General features: G+C 67.0%; 13 protein-coding genes and 1 pseudogene. 12 read left to right on the forward strand and 2 right to left on the reverse strand.

Annotated elements, in window-relative coordinates; all coding sequences use genetic code 11:
* Positions 1 to 2: 2 nt before the first annotated feature.
* The 7 genes from LE197_RS02195 (at position 3) to LE197_RS02225 (ending at position 6,324) form a co-directional block, all read left to right on the forward strand.
* On the forward strand, positions 3 to 593 hold the full coding sequence (locus LE197_RS02195; protein ID WP_033975465.1) for a DoxX family protein: 591 nt from the start codon (positions 3 to 5) through the stop codon (positions 591 to 593).
* 246 nt (positions 594 to 839) lie between these two features.
* The gene (gene oprO, locus LE197_RS02200) at positions 840 to 2,156 is read left to right on the forward strand and encodes an outer membrane porin OprO (RefSeq protein WP_003104423.1); all 1,317 of its coding nucleotides are present in this window, start codon (positions 840 to 842) and stop codon (positions 2,154 to 2,156) included.
* Between the two features lie 459 nt (positions 2,157 to 2,615).
* On the forward strand, positions 2,616 to 3,938 hold the full coding sequence (oprP, locus tag LE197_RS02205) for an outer membrane porin OprP (RefSeq protein WP_039028144.1): 1,323 nt from the start codon (positions 2,616 to 2,618) through the stop codon (positions 3,936 to 3,938).
* A 168-nt stretch (positions 3,939 to 4,106) separates the two neighbouring features.
* Entirely contained in the window at positions 4,107 to 4,406 is a 300-nt protein-coding gene (locus tag LE197_RS02210) for a hypothetical protein (protein ID WP_033968650.1), read from the forward strand.
* A 124-nt stretch (positions 4,407 to 4,530) separates the two neighbouring features.
* The gene (locus LE197_RS02215; RefSeq protein WP_003091619.1) at positions 4,531 to 5,343 is read left to right on the forward strand and encodes an SDR family oxidoreductase; all 813 of its coding nucleotides are present in this window, start codon (positions 4,531 to 4,533) and stop codon (positions 5,341 to 5,343) included.
* A gap of 232 nt (positions 5,344 to 5,575) precedes the next feature.
* Positions 5,576 to 5,998 carry a hypothetical protein gene (locus tag LE197_RS02220; RefSeq protein ID WP_003091617.1) on the forward strand — a complete coding sequence of 141 codons (423 nt, stop codon included), beginning with the start codon at positions 5,576 to 5,578 and terminating at the stop codon, positions 5,996 to 5,998.
* Positions 5,995 to 6,324 carry a YnfA family protein gene (locus LE197_RS02225; RefSeq protein WP_033968651.1) on the forward strand — a complete coding sequence of 110 codons (330 nt, stop codon included), beginning with the start codon at positions 5,995 to 5,997 and terminating at the stop codon, positions 6,322 to 6,324. Before LE197_RS02220 ends, LE197_RS02225 begins: the two co-directional genes overlap by 4 nt.
* Before the next feature lie 78 nt (positions 6,325 to 6,402).
* Here the strand turns inward: LE197_RS02225 and LE197_RS02230 are convergent, their stop codons facing one another.
* Entirely contained in the window at positions 6,403 to 6,690 is a 288-nt protein-coding gene (locus tag LE197_RS02230; RefSeq protein WP_003091615.1) for a hypothetical protein, read from the reverse strand.
* A gap of 166 nt (positions 6,691 to 6,856) precedes the next feature.
* Here LE197_RS02230 and LE197_RS02235 point away from each other — a divergent pair, with 166 nt between their 5' ends.
* Positions 6,857 to 7,240, forward strand: coding sequence for a hypothetical protein (locus tag LE197_RS02235; RefSeq protein WP_003091614.1), 384 nt, complete (start codon positions 6,857 to 6,859; stop codon positions 7,238 to 7,240).
* Positions 7,241 to 7,308: 68 nt separating this feature from the next.
* Positions 7,309 to 11,655 carry a DEAD/DEAH box helicase gene (locus LE197_RS02240; protein ID WP_042168019.1) on the forward strand — a complete coding sequence of 1,449 codons (4,347 nt, stop codon included), beginning with the start codon at positions 7,309 to 7,311 and terminating at the stop codon, positions 11,653 to 11,655.
* A gap of 7 nt (positions 11,656 to 11,662) precedes the next feature.
* Here the strand turns inward: LE197_RS02240 and LE197_RS02245 are convergent, their stop codons facing one another.
* Positions 11,663 to 15,142 carry a PAS domain-containing hybrid sensor histidine kinase/response regulator gene (locus tag LE197_RS02245; RefSeq protein ID WP_058017285.1) on the reverse strand — a complete coding sequence of 1,160 codons (3,480 nt, stop codon included), beginning with the start codon at positions 15,140 to 15,142 and terminating at the stop codon, positions 11,663 to 11,665.
* A 265-nt stretch (positions 15,143 to 15,407) separates the two neighbouring features.
* On the opposite strand from LE197_RS02245, the gene LE197_RS02250 reads away from it, so the two are divergent.
* The 3 genes and pseudogenes from LE197_RS02250 to LE197_RS02260 all read left to right on the forward strand — a co-directional run bounded on the left by LE197_RS02250 (position 15,408) and on the right by LE197_RS02260 (position 19,178).
* Positions 15,408 to 15,995, forward strand: a complete 588-nt coding sequence (locus tag LE197_RS02250) for a GNAT family N-acetyltransferase (protein WP_079761040.1) — start codon at positions 15,408 to 15,410, stop codon at positions 15,993 to 15,995.
* Positions 15,996 to 16,061: 66 nt separating this feature from the next.
* The gene (locus tag LE197_RS02255; protein WP_057388475.1) at positions 16,062 to 16,916 is read left to right on the forward strand and encodes an AraC family transcriptional regulator; all 855 of its coding nucleotides are present in this window, start codon (positions 16,062 to 16,064) and stop codon (positions 16,914 to 16,916) included.
* Between the two features lie 96 nt (positions 16,917 to 17,012).
* Positions 17,013 to 19,178 (forward strand): annotated as a pseudogene (locus tag LE197_RS02260) (TonB-dependent receptor family protein).
* Positions 19,179 to 19,260 lie beyond the last annotated feature (82 nt).

A 19,260-nucleotide genomic window follows, 5' to 3' on the forward strand; every position in this document is an offset into this window, starting at 1 on the left:
TGATGAAGACTGTCTTCCTGCGTTTACAGCATGCCCTCGACGTCACCCGTCGAGCGGATTTCCTCGCCCCGCTGGCGCTGCGCCTGTACCTGGCGCCGGTGTTCTGGATGGCCGGCTGCCAGAAGCTGGCGGACATGCCGGCCACCATCGAGTGGTTCGGCAATTCCGACTGGGGACTCGGCCTGCCGTTTCCCGAACTGCTGGCCTGGCTCGCCGCGCTGAGCGAGGCCGGTGGCGCCGTGCTGCTGTTGTGCGGCCTGGCCGTGCGTTGGATCAGCCTGCCGCTGATGGTGACCATGCTGGTAGCGATCTTCGCCGTGCACTGGCCGAACGGCTGGCAGGCGATCGCCGATCCGTCCGCGCCGTTCGCCAACGCCCGGGTGCTGGAGGCCGGCGAGAAGCTGGCGCGGGCCCGGGAAATCCTGCGCGAATACGGCAACTACGACTGGCTGACGTCGAGCGGAAGCTTCGCCATCGTCAACAACGGCATCGAGTTCGCCGCGACCTACCTGGTGATGTTGCTCGCGCTGTTCTTCGGCGGCGCCGGCAAGTGGCTTTCTGCTGACTTCTGGATTACTCGAAAATTGCGCTGAGATTTCTACCCATATCGAATAACCAGAAAGGCCCGTAGTAGAGGGTTTTTCGCGTTATTCGCATTGGAGATAAAAAGTTCCTCTGTAATGAAACATTTATCTCCATGCAATTTGGCTGCAATCTGCCATCGCCAAGATTCCCCCCAACACAAAGGGGCCGCCTCACGGCCAGCGCGGAACAAGGGGCGCGCTGTAGCCAGGCACTCGCGTGTTGCCAATGCACACACCATTAAGGGGAAATCTTCGATGATCCGTAAGCACTCGCTCGGCTTCGTTGCCAGCGCTCTGGCTCTGGCCGTATCTGCCCAGGCGTTCGCCGGCACCGTGACCACCGACGGCGCCGATATCGTGATCAAGACCAAGGGCGGCCTCGAAGTCGCCACCACCGACAAGGAATTCAGCTTCAAGCTGGGCGGTCGCCTGCAGGCCGACTACAGCCGTTTCGACGGTTTCTATACCAAGAATGGCAACACCGCCGACGCCGCCTACTTCCGCCGCGCCTTCATCGAACTGGGCGGCACCGCGTACAAGGACTGGAAATACCAGATCAACTTCGACCTGTCGCACAACACCGGCAGCTCCGATAACGGCTATTTCGACGAAGCTTCGGTCACCTACACCGGCTTCAACCCGGTCAACCTGAAGTTCGGTCGCTTCGACCCCGACTTCGGCCTGGAAAAGGCCACCAGCTCCAAGTGGGTGACCGCTCCCGAGCGTAACGCCGCCTACGAACTGGCCGACTGGATCAACACCCACCAGGATGGCATGGGCGCCCAGGTCAACTCGACCCTCGCCGACATGGCCTACCTGTCCGCCGGCGTATCCGCCAAGGACGCCGACGACAGCGACGGCGACAGCGTCAAGCAGTTCAACTTCCGCGGCGTGTTCGCGCCGATGCACGAAGCCGGCAATGTTCTGCATGTCGGCGTGAACTATGCCTACCGCGACCTCGACGACACCGCCTTCGACTCGCGCATCCGTCCGCGCCTGGGCATGCGCGGCATCGCCACCAGCGGCGGCAACGACGCCGGTGACAACGGCAACCGCGCGACCTTCGGCGGCGTCTCCAACTCGCCGGCCGGTTCCTACAAGGACGATAGCGTCTGGGGTCTGGAAGGCGCCTGGGCAATGGGCCCGTTCTCGGCCCAGGCCGAATACCTGGCACGCAAGCTGAAGGCCGATGACAACGCCTACAAGGACATCAAGGCCAAGGGTTACTACGCGCAACTGGCCTACACCCTGACCGGCGAGTCCCGCCAGTACAAGCTGGAGGGCGCCAAGTTCGACTCCGTCAAGCCGGAGAACAAGGAAATCGGCGCCTGGGAAGTGTTCTACCGCTACGACAACATCAAGGTGGAAGACGACAACGTGGTCGCCGATACCGCCACTCGCGAAGTCGGCGACACCAAGGCCAAGGCCCACAACCTGGGCGTGAACTGGTACGTCAACGATGCGGTGAAGATCAGCGCGGCCTACGTCAAGGCGAAGACCGACAAGATCACCAACAACAATGGCGACGATGACGGCGACGGCTTCGTGACCCGTTTGCAGTACGTGTTCTAAGAAGCGACAACGATCTGCTCCTGTTTTCGGCCTCGCTCCGGCGAGGTCTTTTTAATCGCTTCCTTACCCGGTTGCGGCGAAGTTGGCAGCCTGCAACCGGGTCTTTCTTTCGTTACAGGTCTTACCCGCAGGTACTGGCAGGAATATCCGAAAGCCAGGCGGTTATCGGCAGAAACTCTTGGTTTTCATTGCAGTCATGCAATCTTCGCAAGGTTGCCGCAATATATGAAACAAGCTGTTACATCTGTCGCCAGGACCTGATGCCTCTAGGCCTGCGCCCCTATCCGACTGCCTCATCCAGGCGCTATCCGGCTGCCTGTCACAAAAGCTTTCGCGCTTTGCAGTCTCGCTGTCACAACCCATCCAGATGATCCCCCTCCAGCAGCGCCGGCCGGCGACAGAACCGGCCGTTTCCGCGCTGCTCAAGACCATTCGAAATCCGAACAGGGGACTTACCTGATGATTCGCAGACACTCGTGCAAAGGGGTGGGGAGCAGTGTTGCCTGGAGTTTGCTGGGCCTGGCGATTTCCGCGCAGAGCCTGGCCGGGACCGTGACCACCGACGGTGCCGACATCGTGATCAAGACCAAGGGCGGCCTCGAAGTCGCCACCACCGACAAGGAATTCAGCTTCAAGCTCGGCGGCCGCCTGCAGGCCGACTACGGCCGCTTCGACGGCTACTACACGAACAACGGCAATACCGCCGATGCCGCCTACTTCCGCCGCGCCTACCTGGAGTTCGGCGGCACCGTCTACCGGGACTGGAAGTACCAGATCAACTACGACCTGTCGCGCAACGTCGGCAACGACAGCGCCGGCTACTTCGACGAAGCCTCGGTCACCTATACCGGCTTCAACCCGGTCAACCTGAAGTTCGGCCGCTTCTACACCGACTTCGGCCTGGAAAAGGCCACCAGCTCCAAATGGGTCACCGCGCTGGAGCGCAACCTCACCTACGACATCGCCGACTGGGTCAACGACAACGTCGGTACCGGTATCCAGGCCAGCTCGGTGGTGGGCGGCATGGCTTTCCTCTCGGGCAGCGTGTTCAGCGAGAACAACAACGATACCGATGGCGACAGCGTCAAGCGCTACAACCTGCGCGGCGTGTTCGCGCCGCTGCACGAGCCGGGCAACGTGGTGCACCTGGGCCTGCAATACGCCTATCGCGACCTGGAGGACAGCGCGGTGGATACCCGGATCCGCCCGCGCATGGGCATGCGCGGCGTCTCCACCAATGGCGGCAACGATGCCGGCAGCAATGGCAACCGCGGTCTGTTCGGCGGCAGTTCGGCAGTCGAGGGGCTGTGGAAGGACGACTCGGTCTGGGGCCTGGAAGGCGCCTGGGCGCTGGGTGCCTTCTCGGCCCAGGCCGAGTACCTGCGGCGCACGGTCAAGGCCGAGCGCGACCGCGAGGATCTCAAGGCCTCCGGCTATTACGCGCAACTGGCCTACACCCTCACCGGCGAGCCGCGCCTCTACAAGCTGGACGGCGCCAAGTTCGACACCATCAAGCCGGAGAACAAGGAAATCGGCGCCTGGGAGCTGTTCTACCGCTACGACTCGATCAAGGTCGAGGATGACAACATCGTCGTCGACAGCGCCACCCGCGAGGTCGGCGACGCCAAGGGCAAGACCCATACCCTGGGCGTCAACTGGTACGCCAACGAGGCGGTGAAGATTTCCGCCAACTATGTCAAGGCGAAGACCGACAAGATCAGCAATGCCAACGGCGACGATAGCGGCGATGGCCTGGTGATGCGTCTGCAGTACGTGTTCTGAGGCGGTCGGACCCCGTCCGGCGGGCGGGGTTCGTTTCCGCAGGATGTTACCCGCGTCATGAAATTGCCTGGTGGATGTCCGGGCGGGCCGCCCAGCTTGACCCAGGGCACAGATCGCATGGCGGCATCTGGCTATGCTGGTCTCTCGGAAACGCTCTGGGAGGGACTGATGATCGGCTGGGGACGTGCCTGTATTGGCGTCGGGGGGCTGTTGTTGCTGGGCCAGTTGCTGGGGGGCGCCCTCCTGCTCGCGGACGACGGCGAAGCGACGCTGGCGGTCGAGCACTTCTGGCAATTCGTCTTCCTGATCCCGGCGATCCTGGTGGCACTGGGAATGTTCGTCCTGCAGCATCATGTGGGTTCCTTCGCCCAGTTGTACCGCCGGCGTCTCGATGGCGCTTCCTACCTGCTGGTCTCCTGCGGCATCGCCCTGGTCCTGGGCAAGCTCTGCGTCCTGCTGCTCGTCTGAGCCCCTCGCGCGGCCCGGCATGTCCGGGTTTGCCCGAGGCATTCAGCTTCCTGATTTAGCCGGAGGCCGCTGAAACCCTTGGTTACACTGGCCTTCATCACACGAACAGGAAGGCAGGACCCCTATGCAAAACCGCATGATGATCACTGGTGCCGGCTCCGGGCTGGGGCGCGAAATCGCCCTGCGCTGGGCGCGTGACGGCTGGCGCCTGGCGCTGGCCGACGTCAACGAGGCCGGCTTGGCGGAAAGCCTGAAACTGGTGCGCGAGGCGGGTGGCGATGGCTTCACCCAGCGTTGCGACGTACGCGACTACAGTCAACTGACCGCGCTGGCGCAGAGCTGCGAGGAGAAGTTCGGCGGCATCGACGTCATCGTCAACAACGCCGGGGTGGCCTCCGGCGGCTTCTTCGGCGAGTTGTCCCTGGAGGACTGGGACTGGCAGATCGCGATCAACCTGATGGGCGTGGTCAAGGGCTGCAAGGCCTTCCTGCCGCTGCTGGAGCGAAGCAAGGGCAAGATCGTCAACATCGCCTCGATGGCGGCGTTGATGCAGGGCCCGGCGATGAGCAACTACAACGTGGCCAAGGCCGGGGTGGTGGCGCTTTCGGAAAGCCTGCTGGTAGAGCTGGCGCTGGTCGAGGTCGGCGTCCACGTGGTCTGCCCTTCGTTCTTCCAGACCAACCTGCTGGACTCTTTCCGCGGCCCGAGCCCCGAGATGAAGCACCAGGTCGGCAAGCTGCTGGAGAGTTCGCCGATCAGCGCCGCCGACATCGCCGACTACATCCACGCCGAAGTGGCCAAGGGCAGTTTCCTGATCCTGCCCCACGAGCAGGCGCGGATGGCTTGGAGGATCAAGCAGCAGAATCCCCAGGCGATCTATGACGAGATGACCGCGATGGCCGGCAAGATGCAGGCCAAGCGTCAGCGCCAAGCCTGAGTGGAAATGGCTGCAGGCCAGCAGGGGCGAGGCTTTGCATCATTTCGGTGCGGCGCAGATAGTGCTTGCCCAAGGCGGTGCGATCGAGTAGCTTGAGTCACCGGCCTGCCTGCCGAAGTACGTTGGACCCCACAAGAAGCCTCGCTCATTTGCGAGGCTTTTTGCTTTTCCGGCCTCGCGCCCTGTGCTAGAAGGCTGCCTCTGCGAGTCCGTTCTGTTCTGGAGTACCCCTGTGGAGTCTGAATCCATCGTCTATGGCTGCATCCGCGACTGGCCGGGCGATTCGATGGAGCGGCGCATGCGTCGTGCCGCCAACCGCCGCGTGCTGGACAGCCTGCCGGGCGGCGAGGCCTGGCCGTTCCTCGGACGCGAGATGTTCAGCCGCTGCGAGCAGTCCGGGGCCGGGCTCTACCAGACCCAGATCATCCACTTCGGTGCCAGCTACCAGGCCATCGAATACGAATGGAGCCTGTGGGTCGAGCAGTTCGAGGCGTTGCTCAGGCGCCTCTACTGGGCCAGCGCGGTGGTCCACCTGGAGACCGAAGTGAACGGCAGCCATACCTTTCGCTGGGAGTCCGAGCGTGGCTTCCATACCCCCCAGGAGAGCGACCTGCAGGTCCGCTGCGCCTGGGAGCGGGAGGGCGGGCGGCGGTGATCAACTACCTCTGGTTCGTCCTCGCGGCGTTCTGCGAGATCGCCGGCTGCTACGCCTTCTATCTCTGGCTGCGGCTGGGCAAGAGCGCCCTGTGGGTGCTGCCCGGGCTGCTCAGCCTGACCCTGTTCGCCTTGCTGCTGACCCGCGTGGAGGCCAGCTACGCCGGCCGCGCCTATGCCGCCTATGGCGGCATCTACGTCGCCGCGTCGCTGTTCTGGCTGGCTTTCGTCGAGCGCTCGCGGCCGCTATGGAGCGACTGGCTGGGCGTGGCCTTGTGCGTGGTCGGTGCCAGCATCGTGCTGTTCGGCCCGCGCCTGTCGCAGTGACTCAGGTGGGGTGGGCGGCGCGCCCGTCACGGGCGCCGGGCCCCGCCGTCCCGGGCCGCCGTACCCCGAACCGGCGGATCACTGCGAAGTGTTGCGCTGCACGTCGCCTTTTTCCTGATCCAGTTCCTTGAGCATCTGCGCGTAGGCATCGCAATCGCTCGGCCGGTTCTGTTCCGAGCGGGCTTCCTGGCGCTGGCGCAACTGCTCGTTGAGTTCCCTGGCCCGTTGCGGGTTCTTCTGGGTGATCGAAGCGACCTTGGTGGCAACTTCCTTGCCCATCTTTTCCGCCTCCGCTTCGGAACAGGCGAAGACCGGCGTGGCGACCAGCAAGGCGCAGGCGCTGGCGAGGGCGAAAAGCGGTTTCATGGCGTACTCCTGTGGGGTGGTCCTGAGCGGTGGAGCCCGGTCGAACCGACAAAGTTCAGCCGCAACGCCGGACGGCGACCGATTCGAACCCTCGCGGCGGGTTGCGGGTCGCACGCATAGAGAGGGTGCGAAGGACCCTCGTCGCTTATGCCGCAGGAGGTGTGCCATGACTCACGATTGGGATCTGGTCGAACGGTTGCTGCTGGAGGTCCGGCAGTCCGCCCACGAGAACTTCGCCCCGCGCGCCCATGCCGAACGCCTGGCCGAGGAACGCTCCCAGGCCGGGCAGCGGGTCGGCGACATGGATGCGTTGAAGCAGAAGGCCGCCGACTACGAGGCGATCCTGCTGGAGGGCGGCTTCATCGAGCCGCGTCCGGAGGAGCAGGGCGGCAATGGCGAGAACTTCGTCCTCACGCCGCGCGGCGAGCGCCTGCTCGGCCTGATCGGCGGCGAGACGCCGAAGGCCGCCGAGGCTCGCCGGCTGCTCGAGGAGAACGGCAGCGAAGCGCTGCACGCCGAGCGCTTCGACCGTTTCGTCGCCGGGCTCTGAAACTGCGCCCGACGGGCGATCGGCGGGGCTTGTGAGTCGCCCGCGGCGCCACCATAGTGCGGAGCATGATGCCTATTTCATCCTCTTCCGCCCGCCGCGCCGAGCCGGCTCCGCGGCCCCTGGCGGAGTTCCATCCCGCCGTCCGCCAGTGGTTCGAACGCCACTTCGCCGCGCCCACGCCGGCCCAGGTCGAGGCCTGGCCGGCGATCCGCGAGGGGCTTTCGACCCTGGTCGCCGCGCCCACCGGTTCGGGCAAGACCCTGACCGCCTTCCTCGCCGCCATCGATGCCCTGGTGGTAGAGGGGCTGGCCGCCGACGGCGAGCTGGCGGATGCCACCCAGGTGGTCTATGTCTCGCCGCTGAAAGCGCTGTCCAACGACATCCGCATCAACCTGGAGCAACCGCTGGCCGGCATCCGCGAGGAACTGGCGCGTCTCGGCCTGCCCGACGTCGATATCCGTAGCGCGGTGCGTACCGGCGATACGCCGCAGGTCGAACGCGGAGCGATGCGCAAGCGCCCGCCGCACATCCTGGTCACCACACCCGAATCGCTGTACATCCTGCTCGGCTCGGAGTCGGGCCGGCAGATGCTCGCCGGGGTGCGCAGCGTGATCGTCGACGAGATCCATGCCCTGGCCGGCAGCAAGCGCGGCAGCCACCTGGCGCTGTCGCTGGAGCGCCTGCAAGCGCTGTGTCCGCGACCGCTGCTGCGGATCGGGCTGTCCGCCACGCAGAAGCCGATCGAGAAGGTCGCGCGCTTCCTCGTCGGCGCCAGCGGCAATCCGCGCGATCCGGCCTGCCGGATCGTCGACATCGGCTATACGCGCCCACGCGACCTCGGCATCGAGGTACCGCCGGTGGCGCTGGAAGCGGTGATGTCCAACGACACCTGGGAGCTGGTCTACGACCGCCTGGCGCGTCTGGCCGGCGAGCACCGCACCACCCTGGTGTTCGTCAACACCCGGCGCATGGCCGAGCGGGTCACCCGCTTCCTCGCCGAACGTCTCGGCAGCCGCCAGGTGGCGGCCCACCACGGCAGCCTGGCCAAGGAGCTGCGCCTGGATGCCGAGCAGCGCCTCAAGGCCGGGCAATTGAAGGTACTGGTGGCGACCGCCTCGCTGGAGCTGGGCATCGATATCGGCGACGTCGAGCTGGTCTGCCAGTTGTCGTCGCCGCGCTCCATCGCCGCCTTCCTGCAGCGGGTCGGGCGCTCCGGGCACAGCGTCGGCGGCACCCCCAAGGGCCGGTTGTTCCCGACCTCCCGCGACGACCTGGTGGAATGCGCGGCGCTGCTCGACAGCGTGCGCCGTGGCGAGCTGGACAGCCTGGTGCTGCCGCGCCAGCCGCTGGACGTGCTGGCGCAGCAGATCGTCGCCGAAGTGGCCTGCCAGGAGTGGCGCGAGGACGACCTCTATCGCCTGGTGATCCGCGCCGAGCCCTACGCCGGGCTGGAGCGCGAACGCTTCGACGAAGTCCTGCGGATGCTCGCCGAGGGCTACCACTCACGCCTCGGCGTGCGCGGCGCCTATCTCCATCGCGATGCGCTCAACGGCCTGCTCCGTGGCCGCCGTGGCGCGCGTCTGACCGCGCTGACCTCGGGTGGGACCATTCCCGATACCGGCGACTACAGCGTGCTGCTGGAGCCGCAGGGCCTGCTGGTGGGGACGGTCAACGAAGATTTCGCGGTGGAGAGCCTGGCCGGCGACGTGTTCCAGCTGGGCAACGCCTCGTACCGGATCATCCGCATCGAGCCGGGACGGGTGCGGGTCGAGGACGCCCAGGGCCAGCCGCCGAACATTCCGTTCTGGCTGGGCGAGGCGCCGGGGCGCAGCGACGAGCTGTCGGCCAGCGTGGCGCGCCTGCGCGACACCCTCGACGAGCTGCTCGGCGAAGGCCAGGCATTGCCGGAAGGGCAGCGGCTGGAGCCAGCCATCGCCTGGCTCGGCGCCACCCTCGGGCTGGACGATGGCGCCGCGCGGCAGATCGTCGAGTACCTGGCCCGCGCCCGCCAGGCCCTGGGTGGCCTGCCCGGGAGCCGGCGGCTGGTGATGGAGCGCTTCTTCGACGAATCCGGCGGCATGCAACTGATCATCCACAGTCCCCACGGCAGCCGCCTCAACCGCGCCTGGGGCCTGGCGCTGCGCAAGCGTTTCTGCCGCAGCTTCAACTTCGAGCTGCAGGCGGCGGCCACCGAGGACGCGATCATCCTCTCGCTGTCCACCAGCCACAGCTTTCCCCTCGACGAGGTCTGGCGCTACCTGCATTCGGCGAGCGCCGAGCACCTGTTGGTACAGGCCGTGCTCGACGCGCCGCTGTTCGGCGTGCGCTGGCGCTGGAACCTGACCACCTCGCTCGGTTTGCCGCGCTATGCCGGCGGTCGCAAGGTGCCGCCGCAACTGCTGCGGATGAAGAGCGAGGATCTGCTGGCCAGCGTGTTCCCCGACCAGGTGGCGTGCCTGGAGAATATCGTCGGCGAGCGCGAGGTGCCCGATCACCCGCTGGTGGCGCAGACCCTCGACGACTGCCTGCACGAGGCGATGGATTGCGACGGCTGGCTGGCCCTGCTGCGCGACATGGAGAGCGGCGCGGTGGACTTGCTGGCGCGCGACCTGCCGGCGCCTTCGGCGTTGGCGGCGGAGATACTGACCGCGCGTCCCTACGCCTATCTCGACGATGCGCCGCTGGAGGAGCGGCGTACCCAGGCGGTACAGAATCGCCGCTGGAGCGATCCCGAGTCCGCCGACGACCTCGGCGCCCTGGACCTTGAGGCGATCGAGGCGGTGCGTGGCGAGGCCTGGCCGGAAGCGCGCAACGCCGACGAGATGCATGAGGCGCTGAACAGCCTGGGCTTCCTCACCTCGGGCGAGGCCGAGGCCAATCCGGGTTGGGGGGGATGGCTTGCGCAACTGGCGGAGCAACGCCGCGCCGGACGCCTGGACTGCGCAGGCAGTACTCTCTGGCTGGCGGCGGAGCGCCTGCCGGCGATGCGCCTGGTGCATCCCGCGGCGAAGGTGCCCGACGCTTTCCAGGCGCCTCGCGGCTATCCGCCGCCGGACTCGGCGGAAGCGGCGACCGTGGAGCTGACCCGCGCCCGCCTGGGTGGCTTCGGGCCACGCACGGCCGGGCAGTTGGCGGCCGACCTGGGCATCGGCCTGGCCGACCAGTTGTACGCCTTGGCCGCCCTGGAGCGGGAGGGCTATGTGCTGCGTGGCCGCTTCAGTCCTGGCGCGACGGAAGAGGAGTGGTGCGAACGCCATCTGCTGGCGCGCATCCATCGCTACACGGTGAGGCGCCTGCGCCGGGAAATCGAGCCGGTGGAGCGCGCCGATTTCATGCGTTTCCTGTTCGACTGGCAGCGCCTGGCGCCGGGCACCCGTGGCCGGGGTGCGGAGTCCCTGGCTACTGTGGTCGAGCAGTTGGAAGGCTTCCAGGCCGCGGCGGCCGCCTGGGAAAGCGAACTGCTGGCAGCGCGGGTGGCCGACTACGCCAGCCATTGGCTGGACCAGCTGTGTCGTTCCGGACGCATCGTCTGGGCGCGCCTGGCCGGACGCAGCAAGGCCGCCGGCGGTCCGCTGCGCAGCGCGCCGATCGTGCTCCTGCCGCGCCGTGAGCTGGGGCTCTGGAGCGTCCTGCAGCGCGACGCGCCGGAGCCGGAACTGTCGCCGCGCGCGGCCAGGGTACTGGAGGTGCTGCGCGAGCAGGGTGCATCGTTCTTCGACGAACTGAGCCAGGACGCCCACCTGCTGCGCAGCGAGCTGGAGAACGCCCTCGGCGAGCTGGTCTCGGTCGGCCGGGTCAACGCCGACAGCTTCGCCGGGCTGCGTACCCTGCTGATGCCGGCGGACAAGCGCAGCCGCCAGGAGCGCCGCTCGCGCGGTCTGCCGGGCGGCATGCAGGACGCCGGGCGCTGGGCGCCGCTGCGCCGGGCGAAGGCGGAAGAGGCGGGGCAGCGTTTGCCGACGGAGGTCCTCGAACATGTCGCCCGGACCTTGCTGCGGCGCTATGGGGTGGTCGCCTGGCGCCTGCTGGAGCGCGAGGCCGACTGGCTGCCGCCGTGGCGCGAGCTGCTGCGCGTCTACCATCGCCTGGAAGCGCGCGGCGAGATTCGCGGCGGGCGCTTCATCGCCGGCCTGGCCGGTGAGCAGTTCGCCTTGGCGGAAGCGGTCGGCCTGTTGCGCGAGGTGCGCAAGCGACCGCCGGATGGAGCGATGCTGGTGGTGTCGGCGGTCGATCCGTTGAACCTGGTCGGCGGCCTGCTACCCGGCGAACGGGTGCCGGCGGTGACCGGCAACCGCCTGCTCTATCGAGACGGAGCGCCGCTGGCGGCGCTGGTAGCCGGCAAGGTGCGGATGCTCGCGGAAGTCGACGGCGAGACCGCGCAGCAGATCCGTGCGCTGCTGATCCGCCGTCACTGAGGCCCGCTCAGCGCAGGCTCAGATGGCGGCTGAGCAGGGCCCGCAACGCGGCCGGCTTGACCGGCTTGGACAGGTAGTCGAGGCCGGCGGCGTGGATCTCCGCCACCAGTTCCGGCCGCGCGTCGGCGCTGATCACCACGCCCGGCACCGGTTCGCCCAGGCGCGTGCGCAGCCAGGCCATCAGTTGCGTACCGGTCTCGCCGTCGTCCAGGTGATAGTCGATCAACGCCAGTTGCGGGCGCATCTCGCTGTCCAGCAGCGTGGCGCATTCCTCGCGGCTGCGCGCGGTCCAGACCTGGCAGCCCCAGCGGCTGAGCAGGCTGTTCATGCCGGCGAGGATGCTGTCCTCGTTGTCCACGCAGAGCACCTGGGCGCCGTTCAACGCCTGCGCCGGTTCGGCCTTGTGGCCGTTGGCCAGGGTCGGCGGCGCCTGCCGCGCCAGCGGTACGCGGACGCTGAAGACGCTGCCCTTGCCCGGCCAGGAACGTACTTCCAGCGGATGGCCGAGGACCTTGCAGAGCCGGTCGGCGATCGCCAGGCCGAGACCGAGGCCTTTCTCCGCGCGGGTCTGGTGGCTGTCCAGGCGCTTGAACTCTTCGAAGATGACTTTCTGCTTGTCCGGTGGGATGCCCGGCCCCTGGTCCCAGACTTCCAGGCGCAGGTAGCCGTCCTCGCGGCGCACGCCGAGCAGCACGTGGCCCTTGGCGTAGCGGAAAGCGTTGGTCAGGAAGTTCTGCAGGATGCGCCGCAGCAGCTTGATGTCGCTGTCCACCCGCAGTTGGCTGCCGCGCAGGCGGAAATGCAGGCCCTGTTCCTGGGCCAGCGCCTTGAACTCGACGCCGAGGGCATCGTAGAGGTTGTTCAGCGGGAACGGGTTGCGTTCGGCGCTGACCCGGCCGCTTTCCAGGCGCGAGATGTCCAGCAGGTCGGTGATCAGGTCCTCGGCGGAACGTAGCGACGAGTCGAGGTGCTGCACCAGGTCGCGGACCTCGCCGGGCAGCGCGTCCTGGTGGGCGAGGGCGGCGGAGAACAGCCGCGCGGCGTTCAGCGGCTGCATCAGGTCGTGGCTGACGGCGGCGAGGAAGCGGGTCTTCGACTGGTTGGCGGCCTCGGCGTTGCTCTTCGCCTCGCTGAGTTCCTGGTTCAACTGCGAGAGTTCCTGGGTACGCTCCTGGACCCTTTGTTCCAGCGACTCGTTGGCGCCCTTGAGGCCCTGTTCGGCCTCGCGGTAGGCGGTGATATCGGTGAAGCTCATGACGAAGCCGCCGCCGGGCATCGGGTTGCCGATCAGCTCGATGACCCGGCCGTTGGGGAACAGCCGCTCGGAGGTGTGCGGAGTGCCCTGGCGCATCCAGTACAGGCGCTTGGCCACGTGCATGTCCGGATCGCCGGGCCCGCACAGACCGCGATCGGCGTTGTAGCGGATGATGTCGGCGATCGGCCGGCCGACGTAGATCAGCCCGTCCGGGTACTCGAACAGCTCCAGGTAGCGGTGGTTCCAGGCCACCAGCCGCAGCGACTGGTCGACCACGCTGATGCCCTGGGTGATGTTCTCGATCGCGCCCTGCAGCAGGGCGCGGTTGAATTGCAGCACCTCGGAGGCTTCGTCGGCGATCCGCACCACGTCCTCCACCTGCATCTCGCGCCCTTCGATGGCGGCCTTCACCACCGCCCGCGCCGAGGACGCGCCGAGGACCCCGGCGAGCAGGCGCTCGGTGTGCGCGATCCACTCGTTGTTGGCGGTCTGGTTCGGGGTGAAGCCCTTGCCCTGGCGGTAGGCGAAGCGGATGAAGCTTTGCCGCGCGCGTTCCTCGCCGACGAAACGCGCGGCGAGCATCAGCAGGTCTTCCACCTGCACCGCGAGCATGAAACGCGAGTTCTGCCGCTGGGAAATCTCCTGGCCGATGAAGCGGCTGGCCTGCCAGTGCTCGGACACGCGGGTGCGCGAGAGCACCGAGACCAGGCCGAACAGGGCGAAGTTGCCGACCAGCGAGATCAGCACGCCCTGGGTCAGCGGCTCGATCGGCAGGCCGAAGGGATTGCTTGCCAGCCAGGTCAGGCCGGGGATGCGCTCCAGCGGCCAGCCGAGGCCCTTGGCCACCACCGGCAGGACCAGCGTATAGGCCCACAGCAGCGAGCCGGCGGCGAGGCCGGCGAAGACCCCGCGGCGGTTGGCCTGTTTCCAGTACAGCGCGCCGATCATGGCCGGGCCGAGCTGAGCGATGGCGGCGAAGGCGATCTGGCCGATGGTCGCCAGGCTGGCGCTGGAGCCGAGCAGGCGGTAGGCCACGTAGGCGAGCAGCAGGATCACTGCGATGCTCACCCTGCGCACGGTCAGCAGCCAGTGACGGAAGGCCTCGAAGGGCCGTTCGGTGTCCTTTTCCCGGCGTCGCAGCAGCCACGGCAGGAGCATGTCGTTGGAGACCATGGTCGACAGCGCCACGCTGGCGACGATGACCATTCCGGTGGCGGCCGAGGCGCCGCCGATGAATGCCAGCAGGGCCAGCGCCGGGTGCGCCTCGGCCAGCGGCAGGCTGATGACGAAGGAGTCCGGCATTACCCCGGCGGGCAGGTGCAACTGGCCGGCGAGGGCGATCGGCACCACGAACAACGCGGCCAGCACCAGGTAGATGGGGAACACCCAGCGCGCCAGGTTGAGGTCGCGCGGCTCGATGTTCTCCACCACGGTGACGTGGAATTGCCGCGGCAGGCACATGATCGCGGTCATTGCCACGCCGGTCTGCAGCAGCATCGCCGGCCAGTGCACGGTCTCTTCCCAGTAGTCCGCCAACTGCGGCGCGGCGCGGGCCTGGGAGAAGAGATCGGCGAAGCCGTCGTAGAGGCCGAAGGTGACGAAGATGCCCACGGCGAGGAAGGCGGTGAGCTTGACCAGCGACTCGAAGGCGATGGCCAGGACCATGCCGCGGTGGTGTTCGGTGACATCCAGGCTGCGGGTACCGAAGACGATGGTGAACAGCGCCAGCACCAGCGATACGATCAGCGCCGTGTCCTGGGCGCGGGTTCCGGTGGAGTCGGCGCCGGAGCCGATCAGCAGGTTCACCCCGAGGACGATGCCTTTCAGTTGCAGGGCGATGTAGGGCAGCACGCCGACCATGCAGATCAGCGCCACCACCACCGCCAGCGCCTGCGACTTGCCGTAGCGGGCGGCGATGAAGTCGGCGATGGAGGTGATGTTCTCCTGCTTGCTGATCATGATCATCTTCTGCAGCACCCAGGGCGCGAACAGCATCAGCAGCACCGGTCCGAGGTAGATCGGCAGGAACGACCAGAGCTGGTCGGTGGCCTGGCCGACCGCGCCGAAGAAGGTCCAGCTGGTGCAGTACACTGCCAGGGAGAGGCTGTAGACCCAGGCGCGCAGGCGGGGTGAGAGCGGGGTGCGGCGACGGTCGCCATAGAAGGCGATGGCGAACAGGATGGCCATGTAGACCAGGGCGACCACGGCGATCAGCCCGATGGACAGCGACATGCGAACTCCGATGATGTCCCCGCGTGAAGCTGGCGTGAGGCGGGGGTCTTGCTTTCGCGCCAGTTTCGCACTTGTCGGCCCGCGCGTCAGGCCGCCTGCGACCAAGGTCGCACGCATGCTTGAGCCGGACGCGCGGAGTTGGTAGCGTGCCGGGCTGCGTGAGCGCGGACGGCCCCGGCGGCCGGCTGTCCGTTCATCGTAGCCGGTTTCGGCTGCGGCACTAAACGCGGCCGCTACGCTCTGATGGGAGCGGAGTTTTGCGTCGATGTCGAGGAGGGCGCCCATGTTCAAGCCGCTACCGATCACCCTGCAGCGCGGAGCCTTGCGTCTCGAGCCGCTGGTGGAAGCGGACATTCCCGAGCTGGTGAGCCTCGCCGAAGCCAACCGCGAGGCGCTGCAGTACATGGACGGACCGACGCGGCCGGACTGGTACCGCCAGAGCCTCGCCGAGCAGCGCGAGGGCAGGACGTTGCCGCTCGCTGTCCGCCTCGGCGTGGAACTGGTCGGGACCACGCGCTTCGCCGAATTCCTTCCCGCATTGCCGGCCTGCGAGATCGGCTGGACCTGGCTCGACCAGGCCCAGCACGGCAGCGGCCTGAACCGCATGATCAAGTACCTGATGCTCAAGCATGCCTTCGACAACCTGCGCATGGTCCGCGTGCAGCTCAGCACGGCGGCGAGCAACCTGCGCGCCCAGGGCGCCATCGACAAGCTCGGCGCGCAGCGCGAGGGCGTGCTGCGCAACCACCGGCGGCTGGCCGGCGGGCGGCTAGACGACACCTTCGTCTACAGCATCACCGACCACGAATGGCCGCAGGTCAAGGCGGCGCTGGAAGCCAGCTTCACCGGCTGAAGCCGGTTCCGTCGCTCCTGCGGTATGCTGGGCGGCCCGTCCGGACGGGCGAACGAGGAGACGGCAGTGCCGGACGAGACGAGCGGAGAACACACGCATTTCTGGCGCGCCGCCGAACTGGGCGGCGTCGAACTGCTGCACGCGCGCTATGTGGAGCAGCGCTTCGCGCCGCATGTGCACAGCAGCTTCGCCCTGGTCATCATCGAGCAGGGCGCGCAGCGCTTCCGCCATCGTGGCGGCGAGCACCTGGCCCCGCTGGGCAGCATGGTGCTGATCAACCCCGACGAAGTGCACACCGGCTCCAAGGCCCATGATGCCGGTTGGCTCTATCGCGGCTACTACCCGGAAATGGAGCAGATCGACGGGATTCTCGACGAGCTGGAAGTCCATCATGGCGGCGTGCCGCGTTTCGCCGACAGCGTGATCCACGACCAGCCCCTGGCACGCGCCTTCGTCCACTTGCACCGCCTGCTGGCCGAGCATGCCGGCAGCCTGGAAACCCAGACCCGCTGGCGCGAGACGATGCTCGCCCTGTTCCGTCGCCACGCCCGCCTGCCAGAAGCGCCGAAGGCCGGGCAGGAGCCGTTGGCGGTGGCTCGCGCCCGCGAACTGCTGGCGGCGCGGTTGCTCGATCCGCCTTCACTGGAGGAACTGGCGGCGGCGGTCAATCTATCCCCGTTCCATTTTGCCCGGGTCTTCCGTCGCGCCACCGGCATGCCGCCCCACGCCTGGCTCAGGCAGCGCCGCCTGGAGCAGGCCAGGGCACTGCTCAAGAGCGGCCGGGCGCCGCTGGAGGTGGCTCTGGAGCTGGGCTTCGCCGACCAGAGCCACCTCGGTCGCCAGTTCAAGCAGGCCTACGGCGTGGCACCGGGTGAATACCGCTCGGCCTGCGCGCGCTCGTCCTTGACGACATACGAATAAGTCAAGCTCACATTTGCAAATCATTTGTATTTACGTTCTTTACGATTTGCCGTAATTTTGCGCCCCACTTTTTCCTGCGTCCCTGGGGGAGCCTCGATGTCGTCCGTGAGTTCGTTGTCGCGCCTGGCCGTCGCCATCGCGCTGGGTGTGTCCATGCAGGCGGCGCAGGCCGAAGAGGAAGCCAAGGAACTGGGCACGGTCACCGTGGTCGGCGACTGGCTGGGCGAAGCCGACCAGGCGGTGGTGCAGAACCATCCCGGCGCGCGCAGCGTGGTGCGTCGTCGGGAAATGCTCGAGACCGGTGCGCAGAACGTCCGCGACGTGCTGCGCAAGGTGCCCGGCGTGCAAGTGCAGGACAACAACGGTACCGGCGGCAGCGACATCTCCCTGAACGTCGGGGTGCGTGGCCTGACTTCGCGCCTGTCGCCGCGCTCTACGGTGATGATCGACGGCGTGCCGGCGGCGGTTGCGCCCTACGGCCAGCCGCAGCTGTCGATGATGCCGCTGTCCATCGGCAACCTGGAAAGCATCGACGTCGTGCGCGGCGCCGGCTCGGTGCGCTACGGCCCGCAGAACGTCGGCGGGGTGATCAACTTCGTGACCCGGGCGATTCCGGAGAAGTTCTCCGGCGAAATCGGCACCACCATCGAGCATGCCGGCCACGGCGGCTGGAAGAAGCTCAACCAGGCGTTCCTCGGCGGGACCGCCGACAACGGCCTGGGCGTGGCGCTGCTGTATTCCGGGGTGAAGGGCGCCGACTACCGCGACGGCAACAACGACAACGATATCGACGACGTGCTGCTCAAGACCCATTGGCAGCTCAGCGACAGCGACCAGTTGGCGGCCAACTTCCACTACTACGACGCCTACGCCGATATGCCGGGCGGCCTGACCCAGGCGCAGTACGACGACGATCCCTTCCAGTCGGTGCGCGACTGGGACAATTTCCGTGGTCGGCGCAAGGACTTCTCGCTGAAGTACACCCGCCAGGTCGACGACCTCACCCAGTTCGAGGTGCTCACCTACTACAGCGACAGTTTCCGCGGCAGTAGCATCGCCGCGCGCAACCTCAGGACCATCACCTCGTACCCGCGCGACTACCATGTGTTCGCGGTGGAGCCGCGGGTCTCGCGGATATTCTTCGCCGGCCCGACCACCCAGGAGGTCGGCTTCGGCTACCGCTACCTGAAGGAAGCGATGAACGAGCGCGCCAGCCAACTGGCCCTGGTCGACAATGTGCCGACCGTGCGTCCCGGCTCGGACGGCCATACCTACCAGGACCGTACCGGCGGTACCGAGGCCAGCGCCTTCTACATCGACGACAAGATCGATGTCGGCAACTGGACCATCACCCCCGGCATCCGCTTCGAGAAGATCGACAGCGACTGGCGCGACCGCCCGGTGCTCGGCCTGAACGGCAGGCCGGTGCAGGAGAAGAAGCGCAGCAAGGACTACAACGAACCGCTGCCGGCGCTGAGCCTGATGTATCACTTGAGCGACGAGTGGAAGCTGTTCGCCAACTACTCCGAATCGTTCGGCAGCCTGCAGTACTTCCAGCTCGGCCAGGGCGGCAGCGGCAACGATACCGCCGCCGGCCTGGAGCCGGAGAAGGCCAAGACCTACGAACTGGGCACGCGCTACGACAACGGCAGCTGGGGCGGCGAGATCACGCTGTTCTACATCGACTTCGACGACGAGCTGCAGTACGTCAGCAACGACGTCGGCTGGACCAACCTCGGCGCCACCAAGCACCAGGGCATCGAGACTTCCGGCCACTATGACTTCGCCGCTCTCGATCCGCGCCTGGACGGCCTGTCGGTCTACGGCAGCCTCACCTATACCCGTGCCACCTAAGAAGGTGACATTCCCTCCTTCAAGGGGCGCGACCTGCCGCTCTACTCGCGCCAGGTGGCCACCGCCGGGGTGCGCTACGAGGTCGACCGCTGGACCTACAACCTCGACGCCTTCGCCCAGTCCATGCAGCGTGCGCCAGGGCTGAGCACCGACAGCCAGGGCAACTTCACCCACAACTACATCACCGAGCCCAGCGCCGACGGCCAGTACGGCGACATTCCCGGCTACGTGACCTGGAATGCCCGCGTCGGCTACGACTTCGGCCCGCAGGCGTCGAACCTGAAGCTCGGACTCGGGGTGAAGAACCTGTTCGACAAGCAGTATTTCACCCGCTCCAGCGACAACAATTCGGGAATCTACGTGGGTCAGCCGCGGACGCTGTTCATGCAGGCCAGCGTCGGTTTCTGAATATTCGGATGCGACTTGGCGCATCGTCCGACGACAGGCGTCCTGCGGTAACGCGGACGCCTGTTCTATGATGGGCGCGGAA

It is taken from the genome of Pseudomonas sp. PS1(2021), from assembly GCF_020405165.1.
GTDB lineage: Bacteria > Pseudomonadota > Gammaproteobacteria > Pseudomonadales > Pseudomonadaceae > Pseudomonas > Pseudomonas aeruginosa.